This is a genomic window from Erwinia sp. MMLR14_017 (assembly GCF_033657285.1).
GTDB lineage: Bacteria > Pseudomonadota > Gammaproteobacteria > Enterobacterales > Enterobacteriaceae > Erwinia.
In genome coordinates this window covers 114,578-140,529 of record NZ_JAWVWP010000013.1, presented here as the reverse complement: position 1 = coordinate 140,529, position 25,952 = coordinate 114,578, and the positions used below count along the sequence as shown (strand labels likewise).

Genomic DNA, 25,952 nt, shown 5'->3' with positions numbered 1-25,952 from the left:
ATGAACTTCATTATGTGTTCACTCTTAAGACTTGATATTTTTTGCGCCTTGCGGCGCTGATATCAATCCTGCGAGTGCCCACACAGATTGTCTGATAAATTGTTAAAGAGCAGTGCCACATATTCTCGTGTGGCGCGGGGTGAAGATATTACTTTTTCCCGCTGAAGAGTCAAGGATTTTCTCACTTTTCTCTTCCTGACCCGGCGACCTGTAAGCCGTTGTTCCGTGTCAGTGGAGGCGCATTATAGGGAGTTCCTGACAGGCCGCAAGGGGTAAATGCAAAAAACTTTTCAACCGTCTAAATTTCACTCAGAAACGGGTAAAAGAGGCAGTCTTTCAAGCTTTTCGAAGCCATAACGTTGTAAAACGGGCATTAATTGTACTGCTTGCTCAGTAATATCCATACAGAAAGCGAGATTACTGTCCGAAGAAAAGGCTTCTGGTGACTCATTTTCTAACAGCCAGGCAGTACGGCGGGCAATAGCCGCCCCGGAATCGACCAGACGGGTCCCTTCAGGCAGCACCTGTTGCAGTTCCTCATTTAATAAAGGGAAATGCGTACATCCTAATACTACCGTGTCGGGCGGCTCTTTCATTCGTAGCCAGGGTTGCAGAATGCGCCGTACTTCTTCCAGTGGAACGGGCTTGCCCTGTAGCTTGGCTTCTGCAAGCTCAACCAGTTCTGCTGAACCCAGCATCTCGGTTTTACATTCTCCGGCAAAACGAGCCACCAGCTCATGCGTGTAAGGACGTTTGACGGTCCCTCTGGTCGCCAGTAAACCAACTATGCCATTACGCGTCAGGCGCGCAGCCGGTTTAATAGCAGGGACAACGCCCACTACCGGAAAGCCGAAACGGGCGCGAAGTGCAGGGAGAGTCACGGTGCTGGCAGAATTGCAGGCTATAACGGCTAACGCCAGAGGATAACGTTGGGTTACGGCTTCGACGATATCGACCACACGGTGAACAATAAACTCCTCAGACTTTTCGCCGTAAGGAAAGGCCACGTTGTCGAAGGCATAAAGGTAGTGAAGATCCGGCATCAGCTGCCGGAGCTCATCATAGACTGACAGCCCACCGACACCGGAATCAAAAACCAGCACGGTGGGACGCTCTTTAGAAGGTGTAGCTGCCGCTGAGGTAATACTCCCTTCCCGGAGTTTGATAGCCATATACCGTCTCGTAATCTTTATCGAACAGGTTAGCTATTCTACCACGAACGGTTAGCTGAGACGTTACCGGATAAGAAACGGCGAGATCCCACAGGCTGATACCGCCAAGTTTCACGAGGCGGCCGTTAGCATCCTCTGAATACTCCTGGTCATAGCGTTGTCCCAAATACTGATAGCTTAATGACCAGTCAAAATCATAAATAGTGGTATCAAGTTGATATTTCACCTGCTGTTTAGCGCGTCGAAGCAAAATCTCATTCGTTTCTCCGTTACGGGGGTCCAGATAATCGTAAGAGATTTGATGCGTGACTGGGCCCGTATCAAATGAAGCCGTGGCTTCAATACCTTTAATAGTGGCCTTGCCGATATTGTAATAGCCACTGGTAGCCGAGTTGTAATCGATAAGGCTGTCAATGTCATTACGATATCCGGACAGATGCCAGGTTACCGCTCCTGTTAAACCTTCAATCCCCCCTTCCCACTGCTTGCTCTCTTCCGGGTCAAGATTGCTGTTGCCGCCAAAGGCACCATAGAGCTGGCCAAGCGTTGGCGCTTTGAAGGCCGTGCCATAACTTGCCAGTAACCGATAGCCATCAATGAATTCCCAGGCCGCGCTGGTCTGCCAGGTATTGTGCCAGCCATATTCTGAATGGTCATCACCGCGAACGGCCCCTTCCAGCGTAACAGAACCCACCATCTGTTGGGCGGTGGCATAGATTCCGGTATTGGTGGCTTGCTGGCTCTCATTAACATAAGCCGTGCCGGGTTCGATTGTCTGCTTTTGCCAGTCAACGCCCCCGCTGACGCTGCCATTACCTACCGCAATGTTATTTCCCCATTGCAGATTATATTGCTGCGAATCATCCAGCGTTGCCGTGGCATCGTACCGACCCAGTTTAGGGCTGTAGTTATAATCTTTGGTGTGGCTATAGCTGGCTGTGAGTTCAGAGGAATAGATGCCGTTATGGAACCGCAGGCCGCCATCCCAGGTCTGACTGTAGAGCTGACGGGTATCTACATAAGTATCAGGCTGAACGTAAGTTGGGCTGCCATCATAAGCCGTTCGGTTGTCGTAGCCATAACCACGAACGAACCCACTAAATTCGTCACTAATCTGCTGTTCTAAAGCGCCGTAGATCGTTTTGCTCATAAAACCGTCACGATCTTTTTGCGGCGTATCACCAAAAGCATCGGGGTAGTTAGCGACAACATCATAGCCTTTGGTATAGGTATAGTTGCCTGCCAGCGTGACGCGGGTATTTTGCCCCAGCATCTGTTGGGTAGAGCCGTCATAAGACTGATAGCCGTTGGAGCCTACGCCAGCCGTCAGCGTAGTGCCCGGCTTGCTGCGTCCGGTGATAATGTTAACTACGCCGCCGATCGCATCAGAGCCATAAACGGCAGAGCGCGAGCCCCGGATATACTCAATACGTTGCACCAGCGAAATGGGGATTTGGCTGAGATCGGAAGAACCACTGATACCAGCCTGATTAAGGCGGATACCGTCGATCAGCACTAATATATGCCTTGATTCTGTTCCCCGGATAAACATTGAAGCTTGCTGGCCCATACCGCCATTCTGCGCGATGTCCACTCCCGGCAACCGACGCATCACATCCGTCAAACTTTTGGACTGCCAGCGATCGATCTCTTCACGGGTAACTACAGTAGTGGGAGCCAGTACGGAAGAGACCGGCTGAGCAAAGCGGTTAGCGGTGGTAACAAGTGTGGTATCAGCCTCCTGTGCGAAGCCGTTTTGCGCCCAGAGGGAAATCGCCGTTGCGCTGAAAGCCAACAGAGGCGTTTTTTTGATTATCATTTTTGACAAAGCATCCAAAAAATCATGCAGGATGCCGCAGGCCTACGATCGATAGCACGCGATGATCGTATGAATTGCGACGTAATACCGGCAGGTCTTCGGGCTCGGAATCAATAAATGGCGAAGACTTCCCATCGTGAGACAGTGTCAGCATTGCAATCGCCACGACATTCCATACCGCTGCGCGTCAGCTCCAGCTTTGCACTGGATTCCCTTTTAACTCTTTGAAAGGCCGGAAAGCGCATCTTATGTTCATCTTTGGGAGAAGTCCAGATATCCAGACATCCAAAAGCGCTCAGCAGAGCACAACACTGGACATTGCGTATCAGATCCCTACAATCGCCCGGCAATAAAAGTCTCTCAACCCAGGAAACCGCATGACGCCCGAACAGCTGCCCGTTGAACAATATGATGCCCAACTTGAGGAGAAAGTTATCCGTCTCAGGACGTTGATGACTCCTTTCGCCGCACCGGAGGTTGAGGTTTTTCGTTCACCGGTCAGCCATTATCGTATGCGGGCGGAATTCCGTCTCTGGCATGAAGGCGACGATCTCTACCATATTATTTTCGACCAGCAGACCCGGGAACGTATTCGGGTTGAGAGCTTCCCGGCCGCCAGCCAGCTTATTAACGCGGTAATGCCGCGTCTGATCGCCCTGATTCGCGATAATAAAGTGCTGCGCCATAAGCTGTTTCAGGTCGATTATCTCTCAACAATAAGCAATCAGATTGTGGTGTCGCTGCTCTATCATCGCACCCTGACTGAAGAGTGGCAGCGGGAAGCGGAAGCGCTGCGGGATGCATTACGTGCAGAAGGGTTCGATCTGCACCTGATTGGGCGCGCAACCAAAACCAAGATTTGCCTGGATCGTGATTATGTTGACGAATCTCTGCCGGTAGCGGGGAAGGAGATCATCTATCGTCAGGTGGAGAACAGCTTTACGCAGCCGAATGCCGCCATGAATATTCAGATGCTGGAGTGGGCGCTGGAAGTCACGAAAAATGCCTCAGGAGATTTGCTGGAGCTGTACTGCGGTAACGGTAACTTCTCACTTGCTCTCGCCCGTAATTTCAACCGCGTACTGGCGACAGAGATTGCCAAGCCGTCCGTTGCCTCTGCGCAGTACAATATCGCGGTGAATGGTATTGATAACGTGCAGATTATTCGTATGTCGGCGGAGGAATTTACCGAAGCGATGAACGGCGCGCGGAAATTCCAGCGCCTTGAAGGTATTGATTTACAGAGTTATCAGTGTGAAACGATTTTTGTTGATCCGCCACGCAGTGGTCTGGATACAGAAACGGTAAAAATGGTGCAGGCTTATCCCCGCATTCTCTATATTTCCTGCAATCCGCAAACGTTGTGCGACAATCTGGCAACCCTTGCCGAAACGCATAAGGTGGAAAAACTGGCGCTGTTTGACCAGTTCCCCTATACGCATCATATGGAATGTGGCGTACTGCTGACCCGACGCTAACCGCCAGGCGGTCCGGGCCGCCTGCGCACTAGTTGGTTTTGCGCGCCCGCAGTTTCAGGCCAATCCAGAAGACCAGCGCCACCATCAGAATGGTTGGGATAAAATTGGAACCGATATCAGGATATTCGGCGCGCACAATGGCACTGTACAAGAGAATACCGAGCAGGAAAAAGGCGGCAGCCAGCGAGGGCATACCGTCTGGCATGGAACGGTTAAGATAACGTTGGTGCAGGCACCAGGCAGAGAGGCCAAGTGCAATAAGCGGGAAAACGGAGAACGGCACAAGCGAACTGAACAACACCGAAAACGATCCGTTGATCGATAATCCGGTCAGAAATGCCAGCAACAGCGTACCTCTGTCCCGGCCAGTGGCTAAACTCATGTCACTTTCCTTTAGTCATGGGATTCCAGCGTCACCGCCAGCCTCTCCTGTTCACGACGATACCAATAATAAGCGCCCTTCGAAATCATCCGCAGCTGCAATACCAGACGCTCTTCCAGCTTGCGACGCTGGTCAATATCGATATCCAGTGCTTCCGCACCGGCGTTAAATACGATAATTACCATAGCTTCCGCCTGCGCTTCTGTGAAGCTCCGGGGCATGCGATTTTCAATTTCAAGATAATCCGCCAGTTCGGCAATGAAATGCTGGATCTCACGGGCTACGGCGGCACGAAACGCTGCCGAGGTGCCTGAACGCTCCCGCAACAGCAGACGGAAGGCGTTTGGATTGTTGCCAATAAACTCCATAAAGGTGGAGACAGAGGTGCGAATAACGCTGCCGCCTTTGGCGATACGCTGACGCGCCTGGCGCATCAGTTGACGAAGCATCAGTCCGCTTTCATCCACCATCGTTAGCCCTAACTCATCTACATCACGAAAGTGACGATAGAATGAGGTAGGCGCGATCCCTGCCTCCCTGGCAACTTCTCTCAGGCTCAGGCTGGCGAAACTCCGCTCGGCACTTAGCTGGCTAAATGCCGCTTCAATCAGCGAACGTCGTGTCCGTTCTTTCTGTTGCGCTCTGACGCCCAAGATAGCCATGTTTATGCCTGTTTTACTTGCCTGACCGGCACTATAACAAAAATTTCAGCGTACAGTGGCATCTACTTTGTGAACGCCTGTTAACCCCACGCTTTGTCAAATGATGGCAAAAAAGCCTGTTAGAATTGGGAAGTGGTCAAGGGGATGTTATGATCTCGTTGAAAAATTGTATAAGAAAATAGGACGTATTGGTATGCAACAGTCTTATGATTACGACGCCATTGTGATTGGTTCCGGTCCCGGCGGTGAAGGCGCTGCAATGGGGCTGGTCAAACAGGGCGCACGCATTGCCGTTATCGAACGCTATCACAACATCGGCGGCGGTTGTACGCATTGGGGAACCATCCCCTCTAAAGCGCTTCGCCATGCTGTCAGCCGCATTATCGAGTTCAACCAGAATCCGCTTTACAGTGACCACACCCGTCTTCTCCGCTCCTCGTTTGCTGATATTCTTAACCACACGGAAAACGTGATCAGCCAACAAACCCGGATGCGTCAGGGTTTTTACGAGCGCAACCGCTGCGAACTCTATCAGGGTGATGCGCGGTTTATAGATGCTAATACTATTGAGATAGAGAGCCATGACGGCACCGTCGAGCGTCTGACGGCAGAAAAATTCGTTATTGCCTGCGGATCGCGCCCGTACCATCCTGCTGACGTGGACTTTACGCACCCGCGCGTTTACGACAGCGACTCTATTCTGAATCTGCATCATGAGCCAGGCCACGTCATCATCTACGGCGCTGGGGTAATAGGCTGTGAGTATGCTTCGATCTTCCGTGGGCTGAACGTGAAGGTTGACCTGATTAATACCCGTGATCACCTGCTGGCGTTTCTCGATCAGGAGATCTCAGATTCGCTTTCCTATCACTTCTGGAACAGCGGCGTGGTTATTCGCCACAACGAAGAGTTTGAAAAAATTGAAGGCGTCAGCGACGGCGTGATCATGCATCTGAAGTCAGGCAAAAAGGTGAAAGCTGACTGCCTGCTCTACGCTAACGGACGTACCGGGAACACCGATTCCCTGTCGCTGGAAAATGTGGGCCTGGAAGCGGATGGACGCGGCTTGCTGAAGGTAAACAGCATGTATCAGACCGCCCAGCCGCACATTTATGCAGTAGGGGATGTAATCGGCTATCCAAGTCTGGCTTCAGCCGCCTATGACCAGGGCCGTATCGCTGCACAGGCGTTGATCAAAGGGGAAGCAACTGCCCATCTGATTGAGGATATCCCCACAGGAATTTATACCATTCCGGAGATCAGCTCTGTAGGGAAAACCGAACAACAGCTGACGGCAATGAAAGTACCTTATGAAGTGGGCCGTGCGCAGTTTAAACATCTGGCGCGGGCGCAGATTGTCGGCATGAACGTGGGCAGCCTGAAGATCCTTTTCCATCGTGAAACGAAAGAGATCCTGGGGATCCACTGCTTTGGCGAGCGCGCGGCGGAGATCATCCACATTGGCCAGGCAATTATGGAGCAGAAAAACGGTGGTAACACGATTGAGTACTTCGTGAATACCACCTTTAACTATCCCACCATGGCTGAAGCCTACCGCGTAGCGGCGTTAAACGGTCTGAACCGGCTGTTCTGACGGCGTATCCATATAGCCTTGCATATGGGTTTTAATCGCCTCTGCCAGCTGCTCATAGCGGCTGCGCAGTGGCGACCCTGGACGATAAACCAGCGCAATCGTACGCTGAGGCACCGGTTTGTAGCAGGAGAGATAGCAGACGCCGTCCCTTACCCGCTCTTTCGGCACTGCCAGCGAAGGCAGTAAGGTGATCCCGCTTCCGGCGGCAACCATGTTACGCAGCGTTTCAAGGCTTGTTGCCCGGAAATGTGTGTCTTCATCCGCACCGGCCTGGAAGCAGAATCCCATCGCCTGGTCGCGCAAACAGTGCCCATCCTCCAGCATAAGCAGCTTTTCACCGGCCAGTTCGGACATCGGCACGCGATCGCGGTCATGCCACGGGTGATCCTGATACACCGCCAGTTTCATTGGTTCATCAAACAGCGGTACCTCGATAAAGGCTTCCGACTCTTTCACCAGCGCCAGGATAGCGCAGTCCAGCTTGCCGCTGTCCAGCTGTGCCAGCAGTTGCTGGGTCTGCGCTTCGTGCAGATACATTTCCAGCTTCGGAAACGTTTGATGCAGCGTCGGAATAATCTGCGGTAACAGATAAGGTCCGACCGTCGGGATCAGGCCAATATGCAGTGGCCCGGACATTGCTTCACCCTGCTGGCTGGCCATCTCCTTCAGCACTTTCACCTCACGCAGCACCGTGCGTGCCTGATCGACCAGCAGCAGTCCCGCCTGGGTAAACAGCACCTTTCGGCTGGTGCGCTCCAGTAACATCACGCCCAGTTCATCTTCAAGCTTGCGGATCTGCCCGCTCAGGGTAGGTTGGCTGACATGACAGGAATCTGCCGCACGCCGGAAATGGCGGTGTTCCGCCAGAGCCACCAGGTATTCAAGATCACGAATATTCATTTTTATCCTCCGGGCCACGATAGTCCGTGGCGATAGATAGGATAGCAATCAACGATTAGCCCTATCAAGTGCAGGCAGCAATAATGTCCCCCGTTCGCAAGAGTCCCCTTAAATAAGAGGTAGTTTATGTTTGCAAGTCAGGAAGGTAAGTCTGTCCCACAGGTCACTTTTCACACGCGTCAGGGCGACAACTGGGTCGACGTAACAACTGATGAGCTGTTTAAAGACAAAACTGTGATTCTTTTTTCATTGCCAGGTGCCTTTACGCCAACCTGCTCATCCAGCCATTTACCGCGCTATAACGAGCTTGCTGACGTATTTAAAAAGCATGGCGTTGACAGCATCCTTTGCGTCTCCGTCAATGACACCTTTGTGATGAACGCCTGGAAAGCCGATCAGCACGCGGCCAACATTACTTTTATTCCGGACGGTAACGGCGAATTTACCCGCGGTATGGAGATGCTGGTTGAGAAAGCGGATTTGGGCTTTGGTCCCCGCTCATGGCGTTACTCCATGCTGGTACGCAACGGCGTGGTGGAAAAAATGTTTGTAGAACCCAACAAGCCGGGCGACCCGTTTGAAGTCTCTGATGCCGACACCATGCTGCGCTATCTGGCGCCGGAATTTAAGGTGCAGGAATCCGTTTCGCTGTTCACCAAGCCAGGCTGCTCGTTCTGTGCCAAAGCTAAACAGATGCTGCAGGATCGCGGTATTCAGTATGAAGAGATTGTACTGGGCCAGGATGCCACTACCGTCAGCCTGAGAGCCGTCACTGGTCGTGCAACCGTGCCGCAGGTCTTTATCGGCGGTCGTCATATTGGCGGTAGCGATGATCTTGAGAAGTTTTTCGTAGCGTAAGAATAAGCTGGACGGGTGAGGCCACACTGACCCGCCCTCTTATGTGCCTAAAACGTATAATAAAGTCGAAATATTTTTTGGCGGGCCATTGTGCCCGCCTTTTTTTGATCAGGCCAGACGGTTTTTCGCGTCTGTAATCGCCAGAGAGACCTGGTGAGGGGAAACGCCGCCTTTGGCATTACGCTTATCCAGGCAGGATTGCAGCGACAGAAGCGGATAAACATCGTCGTTAATCACGCTGCTGAAGGCCTGTAGCTCTTCCAGCTTCAGCGCTTCCAGCGCCACGCCTTTCTGCATAGCGGCAACCACCACTTCACCCACAATATGGTGAGCTTCGCGGAACGGCACGCCTTTACCGACCAGATAATCCGCCAGCTCGGTGGCATTGGCATAACCCTGTTCAGCCGCTTCCTGACAACGAGGACGCTTCACCTGAATACCTTCCAGCACCAGCGCCGCCATATGCAGACAGTCTGACCAGGTATCCAGCGCATCAAACAGCCCTTCTTTGTCTTCCTGCATATCTTTGTTATACGCCAGCGGCAGCCCTTTCAGCGTCATCATCATGCCGGTCAGCGCGCCCTGCACACGTCCACATTTGCCACGGATCAGCTCCAGCGCATCGGGATTTTTCTTCTGCGGCATCAGGGAGGAGCCTGAGGTCACTTTGTCAGAGAGTTCGACAAAGCCAGATTCACCGGTATTGAAGAAAATCAGATCTTCTGCGAAACGGGAGAGGTGAACCATGCCGATAGAGGCATCGGAAAGCAGCTCCAGCACATGGTCGCGGTCTGATACGGTATCCAGGCTGTTGCGGGTGGCAGAAGCGAAGCCTAACCAGCCTGCCAGCTGCTCACGGTCGATTTCATAGGCGGTACCGGCCAGCGCGCCACAGCCTAACGGGCTGACGTCCAGACGTTTGAGCGTATCCTGCAGGCGGCTTTCATCACGGGCAAGCATCTCCACATACGCCAGACACCAGTGTGCAAAGGTCACCGGCTGAGCACGCTGCAGGTGCGTATAACCCGGCATCACGGCATCCTGATTGGCTTCAGCCGTCGCCACCAGCGCCTGCTGCAACTGGCGAGAGGCGATCAGCAGTTCACTGACCTGCGCTTTGCACCACAGTTTCAGATCGGTCGCCACCTGGTCGTTACGGCTGCGGCCGGTATGAAGTTTTTTGCCGAGTGCGCCAACTTTCTCAATCAGGCGTCCCTCAACATAACTGTGTATATCTTCAGCATCGCTTGCAAGGATCTGCTGTGGGTTAGCCCGCACCTCCTCCAGCAAGAGGTTCAGCGCGCTTTCCAGCTGCTGCTGCTCTTCGGCTGTCAGAACATTGACCGTCACCAGCGCTTTGGACCAGGCAACGGATCCGACAATATCCTGCTCTGCCAGACGATAGTCGAAGCGCAGTGAGTCATTAAACTGTTTGAAACGTTGATCTGCTGCCTGAGTAAACCGTCCACCCCAAAGTGCCATGTCAGTGCTCCATTAATTCGTTTGGTGAGAAATAGAATGCGGAGCGCCTGGGGAGCGTTTGTCTCTCCCCGGCGCTGAGTGCCTTAACGGCAATTTACTTCTTTTCGTTCAGCGCACGAATGCGTGAAGAGAGTGAGAACAGACGAATGAAACCGCCAGCATGACGGTGATCGTACACTTCATCTTCGCCGAAGGTAGCAAACTCTTCGGAATAGAGGCTGTTAGCTGATTTCTTCTGAATCGCAGTTACCTGGCCTTTATACAGCTGCAGCACCACTTCACCGTTTACCTCTGCTGCCAGAGATTCAGCCGCAGCCTGGATCGATTTGCGCAGCGGCGCGAACCAGCGACCATCGTAAACCACGTAGGACATCTCATGGCCCAGTTGCTCGCGCCATTTGAAGCTGTCGCGATCCAGCACCAGCTGCTCTACTGCACGCAGCGCGTTAACCATAATGGTGCCGCCCGGCGTTTCGTAGCAACCGCGGGATTTAATACCCACCAGACGGTTTTCCACGATATCGATACGCCCCACACCGTGCTTCGCGCCGATCACGTTCAGCGCTTCCAGACACTGGTACGGGCTGAGTGCTTTGCCGTTGACGGCAACCACACGGCCTTTCTCTACGGAAACGGTAACTTGCTCAGGCTGATCCGGCGCTTCCAGCGGATCCACGGTCCAGACCCAGCAATCTTTATTCGGGGCGTTCCACGGGCTTTCCAGCACGCCGCCTTCGGTGGAGATGTGCCAGGCGTTTTCGTCACGGCTGTAAATCTTTTCCAGCGATGCGGTGGTCGGAATATTGCGCTCTTTCAGGTAGTCCAGCAGCGCTTCACGGGAGCGCAGATCCCATTCACGCCATGGCGCTACGACTTTCAGCTGAGGAGCCAGCGCGGTGTAGGTGGTCTCGAAACGAACCTGGTCATTACCTTTACCAGTCGCACCGTGGCACAGGGCATCGGCACCCACTTTCAGCGCCAGCTCTACCTGTGCTTTGGCGATAATTGGACGCGCCATGGAGGTACCCAGCAGGTAAGTGCCTTCATACAGCGCACCGGTCTGCAGAACGGGATAGACGTAATCGCTGATAAACTCTTCGCGCAAATCGACCACGTGACATTCTGAGGCACCGGACTGCAACGCTTTCTGCTCAACGCCTTCCAGATCGCCGCGCTCCTGACCAATGTCCGCCACAAACGCTACCACTTCGCAGCCACCATAGTTCTCTTTCAGCCACGGAATGATTGCGGAAGTATCCAGACCACCGGAGTAAGCCAGTACGATTTTCTTGATGCTCTTGTCTTGCATTGTCTTTTCCTTGAATACTTTGTTAAGCGAGGATCCGGGTGCCAATCGACACGCCGTTAAACAGGGTTGGCAGCTGCTCAGCATGGCGCCAGCTGGCGATGTCCACCGGACGGCCCAGCGTACGGGCCGCGTCCAGGGCAGCATGCACTTTCACAATCATACCGTCAGTGATGACGCCTTCAGCAATCAGCCTTTCGGCGTATGCAGCGGTCATCTCTTCTATGCGCTGGCCTTTGCCATCCAGAATGCCGCTGACATCAGAGAGCAGGATCAGATCTGCACCCAGCGTGGCGGCCAGCGCGGTCGCTGCCTGGTCGGCATTGACGTTCATTAACTTGCCATCCTGAGTGATGCCGATGGAGCTGATTACCGGCAGAAAGCCCGCCGTCAGCAGCGTATTAATCAGCACTGGCGAACCCGGCGTAGCCTGCCCGACGTGACCGAGCTCTTCATCGAAAGCCTCAACGTTGACGCTGCTGCCATCCCCCAGGCAGAGGCCAACCGCCTCAATGCCCTGTTTTTTTGCCCAGGCAAGCAGCGTTTTATTGGCAGTGCCCGCCAGCGCACCCGTAATGATATCGATCTGATCGGCTGGCGTGACGCGCAGGCCATTTTTCTTCTTCACCGGCAGCGACAGCTTGCTCATCAGCTCGTCAACCAGACAGCCACCGCCATGCACGATTACTAACTGACGCTGGTGTGTGGCGCGGTAAGCCACCAGCGCATCGAACAGGCGCGCCAGTGCTTCTTCGCTATCCAGCAGTACACCGCCGAGTTTGATAATTAAAGGATTGGTCATAATCGTATCCGTTGATTAAATAAGTGACTGAGTTTCCGGGAAGCCGAAGCGAATATTCAGGCACTGTACCGCCTGAGATGACGCCCCTTTCAGCAGGTTATCCTCTGCCGAAACCACAATCAGGTGTTCACCCTGCACAGCAAAGCCGATATCACAGAACGGCAGCCCGACCACGCCTTTAATTGACGGCACACCTTTGTCATACAGACGGATCAGCGGTTTATCGTGATACGCATTATGGAAGGCCTCAGCCACATCTTCGCGCGTTACGTCTGCCTTCAGCCGACAGGTGGTGGTGGCCAGGATGCCGCGCGGGAAATTGCCCAGATGCGGGGTGAAAATAACCGGCACGCCAAGATGCGCAGCAATTTCTGGCTGATGCCGGTGGGTGAAGATGCCGTAAGGCTGCAGGCTGACTTCACAGAAGCTGGTCCCCATGGCCGCTTTGCGTCCGGCACCGCTGACGCCGCTGGTAGCATTAATCACCGGCCATTGCGCATTATTCAGCAAATCCGCTTCGATCAGCGGCTTCAGCGCCAGTTGCGCTGCGGTGGGGTAGCAACCTGGTACGGCGATCAGCTGGGCTTCTTTAATTTCATCCTGCTGCCATTCAGCCAGGCCATAGACCGCTTTTTCCAGCCATGCCTGATGCTGGTGCGAGAAGCCGTAATAGTCAGTGAAGAAGCTTTCGCTGTTCACGCGGAAAGCGGCGGAGAGATCGAATACCACGCAGCCCGCGGCGAGAAACTCTGGCGCAAGGTCATGGCTCACTTCGTGCGCAGTCGCCAGGAAAACAACGTCCACTTTGTTCGCATACTCTGCGGCGCTGCTGAGCGGCATCAGTGGCATATCAAGGATGCCTTTCAGCTGCGGATGGAGATCGGAAAGCAATTTTCCTGCATCCGGGCTTTGCGCTGAAACCGCCAAAGCGGTTATGTTCACTTGTGGATGACGATTCAGGTAAGTCGCAAGCTCTACACCAGCATAGCCACTGGCACCAACAATCAGCGTGTTCAACATCAGACTGACTACCTTATTCGGTTCGGTCTCAAAATTTCGGGATGCAGCGGTTTACGCTGGGTTCCCACGCGAGCGGCGCTGGACTCTGGAACGTTGCCATCCGTACGCCATTAATGTATTTTTATTCACTATTACTGCATGAATATTGATACTATCCTAACGCAAGGACTGTCAACAGTGAAGACAAAATTACCGCCTTTTATCGAGCTCTACCGTGAGTTGATTGCCACACCGTCGATCAGCGCAACCGACATCGCCATCGATCAGAGTAATGAAACTTTAATCAATTTGCTGGCTGGCTGGTTTCGTGACCTTGGCTTCAGTGTTGAAGTACAGTCCGTTCCCGGCACGCGTCATAAATTCAATATGCTGGCGAAAACAGGCAGCGGCGCGGGCGGTCTGCTGTTAGCAGGTCATACCGATACCGTACCTTTTGATGATGGCCGCTGGACACGCGATCCCTTTACGCTGACGGAGCACGAAAACAAGCTGTATGGACTGGGTACGGCGGACATGAAAGGCTTCTTCGCCTTTATTTTAGATACCCTGCGCGACGTTGATGTGACAAAGCTGGAGAAACCGCTCTATATCCTCGCCACCGCCGATGAAGAAACTACTATGACCGGAGCGAAATATTTCTCTGAGAACACCACTATTCGTCCCGACTGCGCCATTATTGGTGAGCCAACGTCCCTGAAGCCGGTTCGTGCCCATAAAGGTCATCTTTCTCAGGCTATCCGTATTCAGGGGCAGTCTGGTCATTCCAGCGATCCGGCACGTGGCGTGAACGCTATTGAATTGATGCACGAATCGATCACGCATTTGCTGGGTCTGCGTAAAACGCTGAAAGAGCGCTATCATCACGACGGTTTCGCTATCCCCTACCCCACCATGAACTTCGGTTACATCAACGGCGGCGATGCGCCAAACCGCATCTGCGCCTGCTGCGACATGTATATGGATATCCGGCCGTTACCCGGTTTGTCACTGAACGAGCTGGAAGGATTGCTGAATGACGCGCTGGCACCAGTCAGTGAGCGTTGGCCAGGACGCGTGACCGTCAGCGAACTGCATCCGCCCATTCCGGGATACGAATGTCCGCGTAATCATCAACTGGTGCAGGTGGTGGAAAAATTACTGGGAACAGAGACGGAAATCGTCAATTACTGTACCGAAGCGCCTTTCATTAACGAGTTGTGTCCGACGCTGGTGTTGGGGCCGGGTTCGATCAATCAGGCGCACCAGCCCGATGAATATATCGATACCGCCTTTATTAAACCAACGCGTGAACTGATCGCCCAGGTGGTGCAGCATTTCTGCCATCATTAAATGAGATTCGGGGCATTTCACTACAGAATCAGCGTCTTGCCCCAGAATTGTTCCGACTTTCATGATAAGAATAACTTATCTCGCTTCGCCGTAATTAAATTTCATAAATTCCCGTGATTTAGCCGCAGAAGTCGTCAGATTTAAGTCATTTGACGAACGGTTACGAACGTGGCTAGATAAAAGCTAACGTTATGCCGGCAACGGTGAAATAAAGTGACATAACAGAAGGGTGTCAGGGATCATATGAACGAACAATATTCCGCAATGCGAAGTAATGTCAGTATGCTCGGCAAACTGCTCGGGGATACGATAAAGGATGCGCTTGGAGAGAACATCCTTGAGCGGGTGGAAACCATCCGCAAACTCTCTAAATCATCCCGTGCGGGAAATGACGCTCATCGTAAGGAATTGCTGTCAACGCTGCAAAACCTGTCGAATGATGAGTTGCTACCTGTGGCACGCGCCTTCAGCCAGTTTCTGAATCTCACCAACGTTGCCGAGCAGTACCATACTATTTCCCCTAAAGGCGAGGGAGCCCATCACCCCGAGATGCTCAGCAAGGTCTTTGACCGGCTGAAACAGCAGCCAAACCTGACCGAAGCACAAATCCGTGAAGCGATTGAGTCACTTTCACTGGAGCTGGTGCTGACGGCTCACCCCACAGAAATTACCCGCCGGACGCTGATCCACAAGCTGGTTGAGGTGAACAGCTGCCTGAAGCAGCTTGATCACAACGATCTCTCTGATTACGACCGATCGCTGATTATGCGCCGTCTCCGCCAGTTAGTGGCACAGGCCTGGCATACCGATGAAATCCGTAAATATCGCCCTTCCCCGATCGATGAAGCCAAGTGGGGTTTTGCCGTAGTGGAGAACAGCCTGTGGGAGGGCGTGCCCGGCTTCCTGCGTGAGCTGAATGAGCAGGTGGAAGCTTCCTTCGGCGTGAAGCTGCCGGTGGACTTTGTGCCAGTGCAGTTTACCTCCTGGATGGGCGGCGACCGCGACGGAAACCCGAACGTTACCGCCGATATCACCCGCCATGTGCTGCAACTCAGCCGCTGGAAGGCAACGGACCTGTTCCTGCGTGACATCGCCGTGCTGGTTTCTGAGCTTTCAATGTCAGAATGTACGCCAGAGGTTCGTGAGCTGTGCGGCAATCCGGAAGCGTTAGAGCCTTACCGTGAGATCATGAAAAACCTGCGCGGTCAGCTGATGAGTACCCAGACTTACCTGGAGCGTCGTCTGAAAGGGGAACGTTTGCCGCGTCCGGCAGACCTGCTGATCTCCAATGACCAGCTGTGGGACCCGCTCTACACCTGTTATCAGTCGTTGCAGGCTTGTGGCATGGGCATTATCGCCAACGGGCAACTGCTGGATACGCTGCGCCGTGTGAAATGCTTTGGCGTGCCGCTGGTGCGTATTGATATCCGCCAGGAAAGCACCCGCCATACTGAAGCCATCGCCGAAATCACCCGCTTCCTCGGGTTAGGCGATTACGAAAGCTGGTCAGAAGCGGACAAACAGGCGTTCCTGCTCCGCGAGCTGAACTCAAAACGCCCGCTGTTGCCACGTCAGTGGGAGCCGAGCGCCGAAACGCGTGAAGTGCTGGAAACCTGCCGCGTCGCCGCTGAAGTACCGAAAGGCTCTATTGCCGCCTATGTTATTTCTATGGCGAAAGTCCCCTCCGACGTGCTGGCCGTGCATCTGCTGCTAAAAGAAGCCGGTATTCCGTTCACCATGCCGGTCGCACCGCTGTTTGAAACGCTGGATGACCTGAACAACGCCAATGATGTGATGAGCCAGCTGCTGAATATTGACTGGTATCGCGGCATCATTCAGGGCAAGCAGATGGTGATGATTGGCTATTCCGACTCGGCAAAAGATGCTGGCGTAATGGCGGCAAGCTGGGCGCAGTATCAGGCTCAGGACGCGTTAATTAAAACCTGCGAGAAAGCGGGTATCGCGCTGACGCTGTTCCACGGACGCGGCGGCTCTATTGGCCGTGGCGGCGCACCTGCCCATGCGGCACTGCTCTCCCAACCGCCGGGCAGCCTGAAGGGCGGTCTGCGCGTTACCGAACAGGGTGAGATGATCCGCTTTAAATACGGCCTGCCGGAAGTCACCATCAGCAGCCTGTCGCTCTATACCGGTGCCATTCTGGAGGCGAACCTGCTTCCTCCGCCGGAGCCAGAAGCAGAATGGTGCGGCATTATGGACCAGCTTTCTGCGGACTCCTGCGCGATGTACCGTGGCTACGTGCGGGAAAACAAGGATTTCGTGCCCTACTTCCGCTCGGCAACGCCTGAGCAGGAGCTGGGCAAACTGCCCCTCGGCTCTCGTCCGGCGAAACGCCGCGCAAGTGGCGGCGTGGAATCGTTGCGAGCCATTCCGTGGATCTTCGCCTGGACGCAAAACCGCCTGATGCTGCCTGCCTGGCTGGGTGCCGGTGCCGCACTGCAAAAAGCGATGGAAGCGGGGCATCAGGATCAGCTGGAGACCATGTGCCGCGACTGGCCATTCTTCTCCACTCGTCTCGGTATGCTGGAGATGGTGTTCTCCAAAGCAGATTTGTGGCTGGCGGAATATTACGATCAGCGTCTGGTAGAACAGTCGCTCTGGCCTCTGGGGAAACAGCTCAGGGAGCAGCTCGATTCCGATATTAAAGCGGTGCTGACTATCGCCAACGATGCGCACTTAATGGCCGATCAGCCGTGGATTGCAGAATCAATAGCGCTGCGAAACGTCTATACGGACCCGCTGAACGTACTGCAGGCCGAACTGCTTCACCGTTCTCGTCAGCTTGAAATAAAAGGCGAAGAACCTAATGCCGATGTGGAACAGGCGCTGATGGTAACGATAGCGGGCGTTGCTGCCGGGATGCGTAATACCGGGTAAGCACAGAGTCCGGGTGGCGACCATCCGGACATGGGCTTCGGGATCTTGTCGATCCGCCAGGCGGATTGCAGCCATAAAAAAAGACGCCTCAGGGCGTCTTTTTTCTGCATTTTTCTCAGGCAACCGAGGCGACAGGCCTTACGCCCAGCGTATGGCAAATAGCGTAGCTCATCTCTGCCCGGTTCAGGGTATAGAAATGGAAGTCTTTCACGCCTTCACGGCTGAGAATTTTCACCATATCCATCGCCACGTTAGCGCCAACCATTTTGCGCGTTTCCGGATCTTCATCCAGCCCGGCAAACATGCTGGTCATCCAGCCTGGCACCCGCACATTGGTCATGGTAGCGAAGCGCTGCAACTGTTTGAAGTTTGAGACAGGCAGAATACCCGGCACGATTTCCACATCAATGCCTGCCGCCACACAACGGTCGCGAAAGCGCAGATAGCTTTCCACATCAAAGAAAAACTGTGTAATCGCCCGGTTGGCTCCGGCATCAATTTTGCGCTTCAGGTTGATCAGGTCTGCCTGAGCACTTTTGGCTTCGGGGTGTACTTCCGGATAAGCCGCTACAGAGATATCGAAATCGCCCACTTCTTTCAGTAAACCCACCAGATCCGCACCGTACATTTCCGGCTTTCCGGCACCCGGCGGCAGGTCGCCACGCAGCGCCACGATATGGCGAATACCGTTATTCCAGTAGTCCTGAGCTATGGTGCGCAGCTCATCGCGTGAGGCATCAATACAGGTGAGGTGAGGCGCCGCTTCCAGGCCAGTGCGATCTTTAATGCCTTTAATGATGCTATGCGTCCGGTCACGCTCACCAGAGTTAGCACCATAGGTCACCGAGACAAATTTAGGTTTCAGGCTGCTTAGGCGATCGATGGAGCTCCATAAAGTTTGTTCCATTTCACTGGTACGCGGCGGAAAAAACTCGAAAGAGACGTTAATTTGCCCGTTCAGTTCGGCCAGACTTTGGTTCAGCGCTTCGCGCTGGTTGGCGTGGAAAAAACTCATACCTGCTTACCTCATCAATCGCTCAGGAGTTACTGCCTCAGAGTGAACATCCATACGTTTAGACGTCCAGACATTCAAAATGACGCAGATTGTCTGTTCAGTCAACAGATAAATAGTGACCCGGCGTGAAGATTTTTCTACAAAGATGAAAAAACCTCATGAGAGGCGAAGAATAAAAGAAGGATAGTGGGCCAGTGAAAACAGGCCCACCTGAAAGGTTAAAGCAGTTGAGCAAGACGATTGAGATCGGACTGGATAGCACCGGCTGTAACATCACGGCCTGCGCCCGGCCCGCGGATCACCAGCGGGTTATCGCGATACCAACGGCTTTCAATAGCGAAGACATTGTCACAAGGCAACAGAGCGGCCAGCGGATGATCGTTGCGAACCGCCTCCACACCGACGCGCGCTTTACCATTGGCATCAAACCGGGCGACATAACGCAGCACCAGCCCCATCTCCTGAGCCGCCTCAAACCGCTGCTGCATCTGCTCGTTCAGCGCTTCTCCATTTTCAAAAAAGTGATCGACCGACTCCCCTGCACAGCTTTTCGGGACCAGAGACTCTACGCGCACCTGATCGGGTTCGATGTCATAGCCCGCCTCACGCGCCAGGATCACCAGCTTGCGCATCACATCCTGACCGGAGAGATCCACACGCGGGTCGGGTTCCGTCAGTCCCTGCTGCCAGGCCTGCTCCACCAGTTCGGTAAAGGGCACCGTGCCATCGTATTGCAAAAACAGCCAGGAGAGCGTACCGGAGAAAATCCCGCTGATGGCAAGGATGCTGTCGCCGCTTTCACGCAGATCCCGTACGGTGTGATTGATCGGTAATCCGGCACCCACTGTGGCGTTGTAAAGCCACTGACGGCCGGTTTTGGCGAAGGCGTCACGGATCTGGCGGTAGCGGTTGCCGCTTGAGGCACCTGCTACCTTATTGGCGCTAATCACGTGGAAGCCATGGCTGGCGAAATCCAGGTACTGGTCGGCAAGCGTGTCGCTGGCGGTGATATCCAGCACCACTAAATCATCAAAGGGATGCGCCCGCATCCAGAGGAACAGCGACTCTTCGTCCTGCTCCACCGCCTCCTCTTCAAAGAAAGCCATCGACCGGCTGGCATCCAGCCCATCATAGCTCAGCAGGCTGCGGCGGCTGTCCACCACGCCTGCCAGCAGGAACTCAAAACCGGTACGGGCAGAGAGCGTTTTCTGTTCGCGTCCGAAAAGCTCCAGCCAGCGCGAGCCAATGTTGCCTTTACCAAATAAGACCAGCCCGATGCGTTTTTCTGCCCGGAACAGGGAGTGGTGCAGCCCGCGGATTAAGTTTTCCGTCGGCCCTACACGCAGTACGGCCACCAGGCTGATGCTCTCTTCAGACTGCCAGATAAACTCTACCGGCTGGTCTTTCAACTGCTGCCAGAAACGGTGGCTGTGAAGAGGATTACGGCATACCCCGGCACCGACCATCGCCACCAGCGCCATGCCTTCACGCAGCTGTATGCGGCCCGGAATACCGGCATCCTGCAACAGATTCAGCGCGCTGCTGACCACTTCAGAGGTATAACAAAGCTGCAGAAGGTTACGATCGGGATGCACGCCAGTGGCTAGCGGACGAAGCTGAGCACGCTTTAGCAGATGATCAATTTCTTTATGCAGGGTAGCGAAATCATGTTGGGGCGGCACCTGAAACTCAATCAGGCAGACATCATCATGGCTGGTGACAATACGCGCGCCCGTGCCGGAAGCCAGCACACGCTCAATGCGGGTTGAACCCTGTTCAGGCTGATAACTACAGCGCAGCTGCAGATCGATATCACTCCCCGAAACGGGCTGCAGAGTACGGGTATGCAAAACGGGTGCGGCCAGGCGCGCCAGTTCGCTGGCCTCATCGAGACGCAGCAATGGCAGCAAGCAAGCATCTTTGACCTTACGCGGATCGGCGCTGTAAACGCCCGCCACATCGCTCCAGATCGTCACGCGCGACACGCCAGCCAGCGCACCAATTTGCGTGGCGGAATAGTCACTGCCATTGCGGCCCAGCAGAACGGTCTCCCCGGCATCATTGCGCGAGATAAATCCAGTCACGACAAGACGGCGGCCAGGATGTTGGATCATCAACTGTTGCAGCAGCGGCCAGGATTTCCCTTCATCCACTTCAGGCTGCGCGGCCCGTTCGGCGCAGAGGAAATCACGGGCATCCAGCCAGCTCGCCTCTATATCACGCAGGCAGAGAACCGCAGCCATCAAACGGGCAGACCAGATCTCGCCATGCCCGACCACTTCGGCGTACACCGCCTCGGTGATTTTGCCGTCCAGCAGTGCGGCAAGCTTTTCCAGATCCTGAATAAATTGTCCGATCAGGCCGTCGGCCTGGTCAGCGGGCAGCAGGCCGACAATCAGCTCGCTCTGATACCGACGTAACGCCTGTTGCACCTGGTGTGCCGATAACCGATCGCTCTGGCTTAATTTAAGCCAGCTGATTAACTGGTTAGTCGTACTGCCCGCGGCGGATACCACCATGATATCGCCCGGGTGGCTGTACTCCGCCATAATGCTGGCGACCCGCTGGTAACATTTAGCGTCAGCAAGGCTGCTGCCACCAAATTTATGCAACTGACGCGATCCTGCTGCCACTGCTGACTGACTCATGCTTACCTCTTGGCCGCTATCCGGAATGCATTATCCAGATCGGCGATTAAATCTTCGTGATCTTCAATTCCCACCGAAATTCGCAGCAGGGTTTCTGAAATACCGGCTGCAGCACGCGCTTCCGCCGACATCCCCGCGTGGGTCATGGTAGCGGTATGGGAAACCAGGCTCTCTACCCCACCCAGCGATTCCGCCAGGGTAAAGAGTTCCAGGGCTTTCAGAAAACGGCGCAGCGCGGCTTCATTGCCGTCAAACTCAAAACTTAGCATGGCGCCAAAGCCTTTTTGCTGACGTACCGCAAACTGATGTCCGGCGTTTTCCGGCAGGGAAGGATGATACAACTTTTTGACCAACGGTTGTTGCTTCAGGTAATCAACAATCGCCAGGGCATTACGTTGTGCAGCCGCCATACGCGGTGCCAGCGTTCGCATTCCACGTAACAGTAAATAGCTGTCGAAGGCGCTGCCGGTAACGCCAATGTTATTGGCCCACCATGCCAGTTCCGTTACCAGGGCAGGGTCTTTCGCAATAACGGCTCCGGCTACCACATCAGAATGCCCATTCAGGTATTTCGTGCAGGAGTGCAGCACCAGATCGGCACCCAGCGCCAGCGGGTTTTGCAGTGCCGGACTGAGAAAGGTGTTATCTACCACGGTGATTGCACCAGCTTCGGTAGCGGCTTTGCAGATAGAGGCGATATCCACCACGCGCAGCAGAGGATTGCTGGGGCTTTCAATCAGCACCAATTTTGGCTGTTCCGCCAGCGCGGCTTTCAGTGCTGCCTCATCGCCCTGATCAACAAACTTCACCCGGTAAGCGCCCCGTTTGCTCAGACTGTCGAACAAACGATAACTGCCACCATAGCAGTCATGGGGTGCAACCAGCAGGTCGCCAGGCTTCAGGAAAACGGTACAAACCAGATGAATAGCCGACATACCGGTGTTGGTCATGACCGCACCGGCACCGCCCTCCAGCTCGGCCAGCGCGCGCTGAACTACGTCACGGGTGGGATTGCCACGGCGTGAGTAGTCATGGGCGCGAGGCTCATTGAAATCGGTAAAGTTATAGGTGCTGGAGAGGTGGATCGGCGGGACAACACAGCCATATTGCTCGTCATCATTCAAACCGCTGCGTACCGCGATGGTTGCCTGTTTACGCGTCATGGTGCATAAATTCCTGACTGAAGAGAAGAGCGCTTAGCATAACAGGGCTTAGATAGACGTCAATACATCTGGACATCTAAATGTCTTTGCGTATAGATTGAGCAAATGGGCAATAACCGTTAAGATTACGTCGCTATAGCCCTCAGAAAGTTGAGCCAATGCAGTGTGATGGTCAGCAACTTCGGGCATAATTAGCCGAATTTCGGTATATCCCCCGCGCCATTGACGCAGGCGTCTGGCAAGCAAGGTATTTCAATTTTAATGATGACTAAGGTAACCCATGGCTGAATGGAACGGCGAATATATCAGCCCGTACGCTGAGCACGGCAAAAAAAGCGAACAGGTTAAAAAAATCACGGTATCCATTCCGTTGAAAGTATTGAAGATTCTGACCGATGAGCGTACCCGCCGTCAGGTGAATAATCTGCGACATGCCACTAACAGCGAGCTGCTGTGCGAGGCATTCCTGCATGCTTTTACCGGCCAGCCCTTGCCGGATGATGTCGATCTGCGTAAAGAGCGCAGCGATGAAATTCCTGAAGAAGCCAAAGCTATTATGCGCGAAATGGGTGTCGACCCCGATACCTGGGAGTACTAGCTTCAGAGGATGTGGTCTGGTGACACCCTCTTGTTGTGGCAAAGCGGTCTTATCCAGGCCGCTGTCAGAAATAAAAGCGTACTCATTAAAAGCCAGTTATAAAAAAACCCAGCCGAGGCTGGGTTTTTTCGTTGCATCCGAAACGGAGACCGTCTCGTGCAGGCAGCTTATTTGCTGCCAGGGATGCTGAAACGCTTGTTGAAGCGGTCAACACGACCACCGCTGGCAACATCACGCTGCTTACCGGTGTAGAACGGGTGGCACTGACCACACACGTCCAGGTTCAGGTCGTGACCCACGGTTGAGCGGGTTTTGATTTCGTTACCGCAAGAACATTTAGCAGTAACTTCAGCGTAATTAGGGTGAATACCTTTTTTCATGGGAAAACCTCAGTTAAGGCCGTGTCGCTCTCCCGTGCCAGGATTAGCCCTGCACCGGCACCACACGAAGATTAAAATTCAGGTGTTTTGATACCAAAATGCCGTATCAACGGCGGCGAACTATACAGAGAATAACTGTCCGCTGCAATCGAATCCGCACATTCAGGAAGACACAGTGTACACTATCTCGCTCACAATTTCATCCGGAAGATTTCATGCCCGTTGTTCAGGTCGCGCTACCCGTCCCGCTTGCCCGCAACTTTGACTATGCGTTGCCCTCTCACCTGCCCGTTCCGCTGGCGGGGGCAAGGGTCAGCGTGCCTTTTGGCAAGCGAAAGGCAATTGGCGTGGTAGTGGGAATTGCTGAGACCAGCGATTTTCCGATCGATCAGCTGAAAGCCGTGCATGAGGTGCTGGACACTGAGTCGCTCTATCCCCCTTCGCTATGGCGGATCCTGCTCTGGGCAGCGGATTATTATCACTATCCGTTAGGAGAGGTGTTGTTCCATGCCATGCCCGTTCTGCTGCGTCAGGGAAAACCGGCCCAGGAAGCGCCTTTATACCAGTGGTTCATCAGTGAGTTGGGAAAAGAGACCGCCTCAGAGAGTCTGAAGCGGGCCCCTAAACAGCAGCAGGCGCTGGCAGCGCTTCGTCAGCGCGCCCTCTACCGGCACGAAATCAGCCAGCATGACATCACGGATGCCACCTTACAGGCGCTGCGGGCAAAAGGATTATGTGATTTACGGCCGCAGCAGCGTGCCCATCAGGACTGGCGCGCAACCTATGCGGTCAAAGGTGAGCGATTAAAACTCAACACCGAACAGGCCACAGCCGTAGGCGCCATTCGCAGCGAAGATGACCATTTTGCCGCCTGGCTGCTTGCCGGGATCACCGGCTCCGGCAAAACCGAAGTCTACCTGAGCGTACTGGAAAATGTGCTGGCGAACGGTGGTCAGGCGCTGGTACTGGTGCCTGAAATCGGGCTGACGCCGCAGACCATCGCCCGTTTCCGGGAACGATTTGCCGCGCCCGTTGATGTGCTGCATTCCGCACTCAACGACAGCGAACGCCTCGCCGTCTGGTTGCGTGCCCGTCAGGGTGAAACAGCCATTGTTATCGGCACGCGTTCTGCCCTGTTTACTCCCTTCGCCCGTCTTGGCGTAATCATTATTGATGAAGAGCACGACAGCTCCTATAAACAGCAGGAAGGCTGGCGCTATCAGGCGAGAGATTTAGCGGTATTTCGCGCCCGGCAGGAAGATATCCCGATTGTGATGGGTACTGCCACGCCAGCGCTGGAAACGCTGCACAATGTGCAGATGGGAAAATATCGTCAGCTTAATTTGAGTAAGCGTGCCGGGAATGCCCGCCAGGCTACGCAGCAACTGATTGATCTGAAAGGCGTGAAGCTACAGGGCGGTTTATCACCTCTGCTGATCAAAAAAATCGATCTGCACCTGAAAGCGGATAATCAGGTTTTACTCTTCCTGAACCGGCGCGGTTTCTCACCGGCGATGCTCTGTCATGAGTGCGGCTGGATTGCTGAATGCCAGCGCTGCGACCGTTACTACACGCTGCATCAGCAGCATCGCCAGCTTCGATGCCACCACTGTGACAGCCAGCGCCCCGTTCCTCATCAATGCCCGCAGTGTGGATCAACCCATCTGGTGCCTGTAGGCCTGGGCACGGAACAGCTGGAACAGAATCTGGCTGAACATTTCCCCGACGTGCCTCTTTCACGTATTGACCGTGACACTACCAGCCGCAAAGGAGCACTGGAAAAGCATCTTGCTGATGTGCATCGCGGCGGAGCAAGAATTCTGGTGGGCACGCAGATGCTGGCTAAGGGGCACCACTTCCCGGACGTTACCCTGGTCTCTTTGCTGGACGTGGATGGCGCCCTCTTCTCCGCTGACTTCCGTTCGGCGGAGCGTTTCGCCCAGCTCTATACTCAGGTCGCGGGACGAGCCGGGCGTGCGGGGAAACAGGGTGAGGTGCTGTTGCAAACGCACCATCCGGAACATCCGCTGCTGCAAACATTATTGCATCAGGGATACGATGCGTTTGCGCTTCAGGCGCTGAATGAACGTAAAACCGTGTTTCTGCCGCCGTTTACCAGCCATGCGCTGTTTCGTTCCGACGATCACGATAATCAGCAGTCTGCCCTGTTCCTGCAACAGTTGCGCAATCTGCTCGAAGCCAGCCCTTTAAAGGATGAAGGGTTCTGGGTTATGGGCCCTGTTCCGGCCTTGCAACCAAAGCGCGGTGGCCGTTATCGCTGGCAACTGCTGTTACAGCATCCTTCCCGTGGCGTACTACAGCGGCTGATAAAAAATTCCCTGCCGTTAATTAACACATTGCCTCAGGCCCGTAAGGTGAAATGGACGCTGGATGTGGACCCTACTGAAGGCTGAAACGGTCTGAGGTTGCGGGCAGCATCGAAAAAAGT

At 54.2% G+C, this 25,952-nt stretch carries 20 protein-coding genes and 1 riboswitch; of the genes, 7 read left to right on the top strand and 13 right to left on the bottom strand.

The genetic code is table 11. The features are described from left to right. Positions 1 to 305: 305 nt before the first annotated feature. Positions 306 to 1,172, bottom strand: a complete 867-nt coding sequence (gene murI / locus SD961_RS19020; RefSeq protein ID WP_318791895.1) for a glutamate racemase — start codon at positions 1,170 to 1,172, stop codon at positions 306 to 308. Next, positions 1,117 to 2,991, bottom strand: a complete 1,875-nt coding sequence (gene btuB, locus SD961_RS19015; protein WP_318791894.1) for a TonB-dependent vitamin B12 receptor BtuB — start codon at positions 2,989 to 2,991, stop codon at positions 1,117 to 1,119. The genes murI and btuB overlap by 56 nt, the downstream gene beginning before the upstream one ends. 71 nt (positions 2,992 to 3,062) lie before the next feature. Further along, a riboswitch (cobalamin riboswitch) is annotated at positions 3,063 to 3,243 on the bottom strand. A 125-nt stretch (positions 3,244 to 3,368) separates the two neighbouring features. Here btuB and trmA point away from each other — a divergent pair. Next, a complete protein-coding gene (trmA, locus tag SD961_RS19010) occupies positions 3,369 to 4,469 on the top strand; it encodes a tRNA (uridine(54)-C5)-methyltransferase TrmA (RefSeq protein WP_318791893.1) in 1,101 nt (366 codons plus the stop codon). A 28-nt stretch (positions 4,470 to 4,497) separates the two neighbouring features. Here trmA and SD961_RS19005 read toward each other — a convergent pair whose 3' ends face one another. Then, entirely contained in the window at positions 4,498 to 4,851 is a 354-nt protein-coding gene (locus SD961_RS19005; protein WP_318791892.1) for a YijD family membrane protein, read from the bottom strand. Positions 4,852 to 4,862: 11 nt separating this feature from the next. After that, a complete protein-coding gene (fabR, locus tag SD961_RS19000; RefSeq protein WP_318791900.1) occupies positions 4,863 to 5,504 on the bottom strand; it encodes an HTH-type transcriptional repressor FabR in 642 nt (213 codons plus the stop codon). 202 nt (positions 5,505 to 5,706) lie between these two features. Between fabR and sthA the strand changes: the two genes are divergently transcribed. Further along, on the top strand, positions 5,707 to 7,107 hold the full coding sequence (gene sthA / locus SD961_RS18995) for a Si-specific NAD(P)(+) transhydrogenase (protein ID WP_318791891.1): 1,401 nt from the start codon (positions 5,707 to 5,709) through the stop codon (positions 7,105 to 7,107). On the opposite strand, the gene oxyR is transcribed toward sthA, so the two are convergent. Next, a complete protein-coding gene (gene oxyR, locus SD961_RS18990) occupies positions 7,081 to 8,007 on the bottom strand; it encodes a DNA-binding transcriptional regulator OxyR (RefSeq protein WP_318791890.1) in 927 nt (308 codons plus the stop codon). The genes sthA and oxyR overlap by 27 nt on opposite strands. Positions 8,008 to 8,133: 126 nt before the next feature. Between oxyR and SD961_RS18985 the strand changes: the two genes are divergently transcribed. Continuing rightward, on the top strand, positions 8,134 to 8,865 hold the full coding sequence (locus SD961_RS18985; RefSeq protein WP_318791889.1) for a redoxin family protein: 732 nt from the start codon (positions 8,134 to 8,136) through the stop codon (positions 8,863 to 8,865). 108 nt (positions 8,866 to 8,973) lie between these two features. Here SD961_RS18985 and argH read toward each other — a convergent pair whose 3' ends face one another. From argH to argC, 4 genes are all read right to left on the bottom strand, one after another. Next, the gene (gene argH, locus SD961_RS18980) at positions 8,974 to 10,347 is read right to left on the bottom strand and encodes an argininosuccinate lyase (RefSeq protein WP_318791888.1); all 1,374 of its coding nucleotides are present in this window, start codon (positions 10,345 to 10,347) and stop codon (positions 8,974 to 8,976) included. Between the two features lie 94 nt (positions 10,348 to 10,441). Beyond that, on the bottom strand, positions 10,442 to 11,656 hold the full coding sequence (locus SD961_RS18975) for an argininosuccinate synthase (RefSeq protein ID WP_318791887.1): 1,215 nt from the start codon (positions 11,654 to 11,656) through the stop codon (positions 10,442 to 10,444). A 22-nt stretch (positions 11,657 to 11,678) separates the two neighbouring features. After that, the gene (argB, locus tag SD961_RS18970) at positions 11,679 to 12,455 is read right to left on the bottom strand and encodes an acetylglutamate kinase (RefSeq protein WP_318791886.1); all 777 of its coding nucleotides are present in this window, start codon (positions 12,453 to 12,455) and stop codon (positions 11,679 to 11,681) included. Positions 12,456 to 12,470: 15 nt separating this feature from the next. Continuing rightward, positions 12,471 to 13,475 (bottom strand): N-acetyl-gamma-glutamyl-phosphate reductase, encoded by a 1,005-nt coding sequence (argC, locus tag SD961_RS18965; protein ID WP_318791885.1) that lies wholly within the window; start codon positions 13,473 to 13,475, stop codon positions 12,471 to 12,473. 177 nt (positions 13,476 to 13,652) lie between these two features. On the opposite strand from argC, the gene argE reads away from it, so the two are divergent. Both argE and ppc read left to right on the top strand, forming a co-directional pair. Beyond that, positions 13,653 to 14,804, top strand: coding sequence for an acetylornithine deacetylase (gene argE, locus SD961_RS18960; protein WP_318791884.1), 1,152 nt, complete (start codon positions 13,653 to 13,655; stop codon positions 14,802 to 14,804). Positions 14,805 to 15,047: 243 nt separating this feature from the next. Then, complete coding sequence (gene ppc, locus SD961_RS18955; protein WP_318791883.1) at positions 15,048 to 17,699, top strand: phosphoenolpyruvate carboxylase; 2,652 nt, start codon at positions 15,048 to 15,050, stop codon at positions 17,697 to 17,699. A 115-nt stretch (positions 17,700 to 17,814) separates the two neighbouring features. Here the strand turns inward: ppc and metF are convergent, their stop codons facing one another. The 3 genes from metF to metB form a co-directional block, all read right to left on the bottom strand. Further along, on the bottom strand, positions 17,815 to 18,714 hold the full coding sequence (gene metF, locus SD961_RS18950) for a methylenetetrahydrofolate reductase (protein WP_318791882.1): 900 nt from the start codon (positions 18,712 to 18,714) through the stop codon (positions 17,815 to 17,817). Positions 18,715 to 18,932: 218 nt separating this feature from the next. Further along, positions 18,933 to 21,362 (bottom strand): bifunctional aspartate kinase/homoserine dehydrogenase II, encoded by a 2,430-nt coding sequence (locus SD961_RS18945; RefSeq protein WP_318791881.1) that lies wholly within the window; start codon positions 21,360 to 21,362, stop codon positions 18,933 to 18,935. A gap of 2 nt (positions 21,363 to 21,364) precedes the next feature. Next, positions 21,365 to 22,525, bottom strand: coding sequence for a cystathionine gamma-synthase (metB, locus tag SD961_RS18940; protein WP_318791880.1), 1,161 nt, complete (start codon positions 22,523 to 22,525; stop codon positions 21,365 to 21,367). Positions 22,526 to 22,805: 280 nt separating this feature from the next. On the opposite strand from metB, the gene metJ reads away from it, so the two are divergent. After that, positions 22,806 to 23,123 (top strand): met regulon transcriptional regulator MetJ, encoded by a 318-nt coding sequence (gene metJ / locus SD961_RS18935; protein WP_013200201.1) that lies wholly within the window; start codon positions 22,806 to 22,808, stop codon positions 23,121 to 23,123. Between the two features lie 167 nt (positions 23,124 to 23,290). Here metJ and rpmE read toward each other — a convergent pair whose 3' ends face one another. Further along, positions 23,291 to 23,503 (bottom strand): 50S ribosomal protein L31, encoded by a 213-nt coding sequence (rpmE, locus tag SD961_RS18930; protein ID WP_306208963.1) that lies wholly within the window; start codon positions 23,501 to 23,503, stop codon positions 23,291 to 23,293. Positions 23,504 to 23,718: 215 nt separating this feature from the next. On the opposite strand from rpmE, the gene priA reads away from it, so the two are divergent. After that, complete coding sequence (gene priA / locus SD961_RS18925) at positions 23,719 to 25,917, top strand: primosomal protein N' (RefSeq protein WP_318791879.1); 2,199 nt, start codon at positions 23,719 to 23,721, stop codon at positions 25,915 to 25,917. The last annotated feature ends 35 nt before the right edge of the window (positions 25,918 to 25,952 follow it).

What these genes read in the sequence shown, in the direction of transcription:
- murI (WP_318791895.1), bottom strand. Translation starts at nt 1,172, where the DNA reads ATGGCTATCAAACTCCGGGAAGGGAGTATTACCTCAGCGGCAGCTACA.
- btuB (WP_318791894.1), bottom strand. Translation starts at nt 2,991, where the DNA reads ATGATAATCAAAAAAACGCCTCTGTTGGCTTTCAGCGCAACGGCGATT.
- trmA (WP_318791893.1), top strand. Translation starts at nt 3,369, where the DNA reads ATGACGCCCGAACAGCTGCCCGTTGAACAATATGATGCCCAACTTGAG.
- SD961_RS19005 (WP_318791892.1), bottom strand. Translation starts at nt 4,851, where the DNA reads ATGAGTTTAGCCACTGGCCGGGACAGAGGTACGCTGTTGCTGGCATTT.
- sthA (WP_318791891.1), top strand. Translation starts at nt 5,707, where the DNA reads ATGCAACAGTCTTATGATTACGACGCCATTGTGATTGGTTCCGGTCCC.
- oxyR (WP_318791890.1), bottom strand. Translation starts at nt 8,007, where the DNA reads ATGAATATTCGTGATCTTGAATACCTGGTGGCTCTGGCGGAACACCGC.
- SD961_RS18985 (WP_318791889.1), top strand. Translation starts at nt 8,134, where the DNA reads ATGTTTGCAAGTCAGGAAGGTAAGTCTGTCCCACAGGTCACTTTTCAC.
- argH (WP_318791888.1), bottom strand. Translation starts at nt 10,347, where the DNA reads ATGGCACTTTGGGGTGGACGGTTTACTCAGGCAGCAGATCAACGTTTC.
- SD961_RS18975 (WP_318791887.1), bottom strand. Translation starts at nt 11,656, where the DNA reads ATGCAAGACAAGAGCATCAAGAAAATCGTACTGGCTTACTCCGGTGGT.
- argB (WP_318791886.1), bottom strand. Translation starts at nt 12,455, where the DNA reads ATGACCAATCCTTTAATTATCAAACTCGGCGGTGTACTGCTGGATAGC.
- argC (WP_318791885.1), bottom strand. Translation starts at nt 13,475, where the DNA reads ATGTTGAACACGCTGATTGTTGGTGCCAGTGGCTATGCTGGTGTAGAG.
- ppc (WP_318791883.1), top strand. Translation starts at nt 15,048, where the DNA reads ATGAACGAACAATATTCCGCAATGCGAAGTAATGTCAGTATGCTCGGC.
- metF (WP_318791882.1), bottom strand. Translation starts at nt 18,714, where the DNA reads ATGAGTTTTTTCCACGCCAACCAGCGCGAAGCGCTGAACCAAAGTCTG.
- SD961_RS18945 (WP_318791881.1), bottom strand. Translation starts at nt 21,362, where the DNA reads ATGAGTCAGTCAGCAGTGGCAGCAGGATCGCGTCAGTTGCATAAATTT.
- metB (WP_318791880.1), bottom strand. Translation starts at nt 22,525, where the DNA reads ATGACGCGTAAACAGGCAACCATCGCGGTACGCAGCGGTTTGAATGAT.
- metJ (WP_013200201.1), top strand. Translation starts at nt 22,806, where the DNA reads ATGGCTGAATGGAACGGCGAATATATCAGCCCGTACGCTGAGCACGGC.
- rpmE (WP_306208963.1), bottom strand. Translation starts at nt 23,503, where the DNA reads ATGAAAAAAGGTATTCACCCTAATTACGCTGAAGTTACTGCTAAATGT.
- priA (WP_318791879.1), top strand. Translation starts at nt 23,719, where the DNA reads ATGCCCGTTGTTCAGGTCGCGCTACCCGTCCCGCTTGCCCGCAACTTT.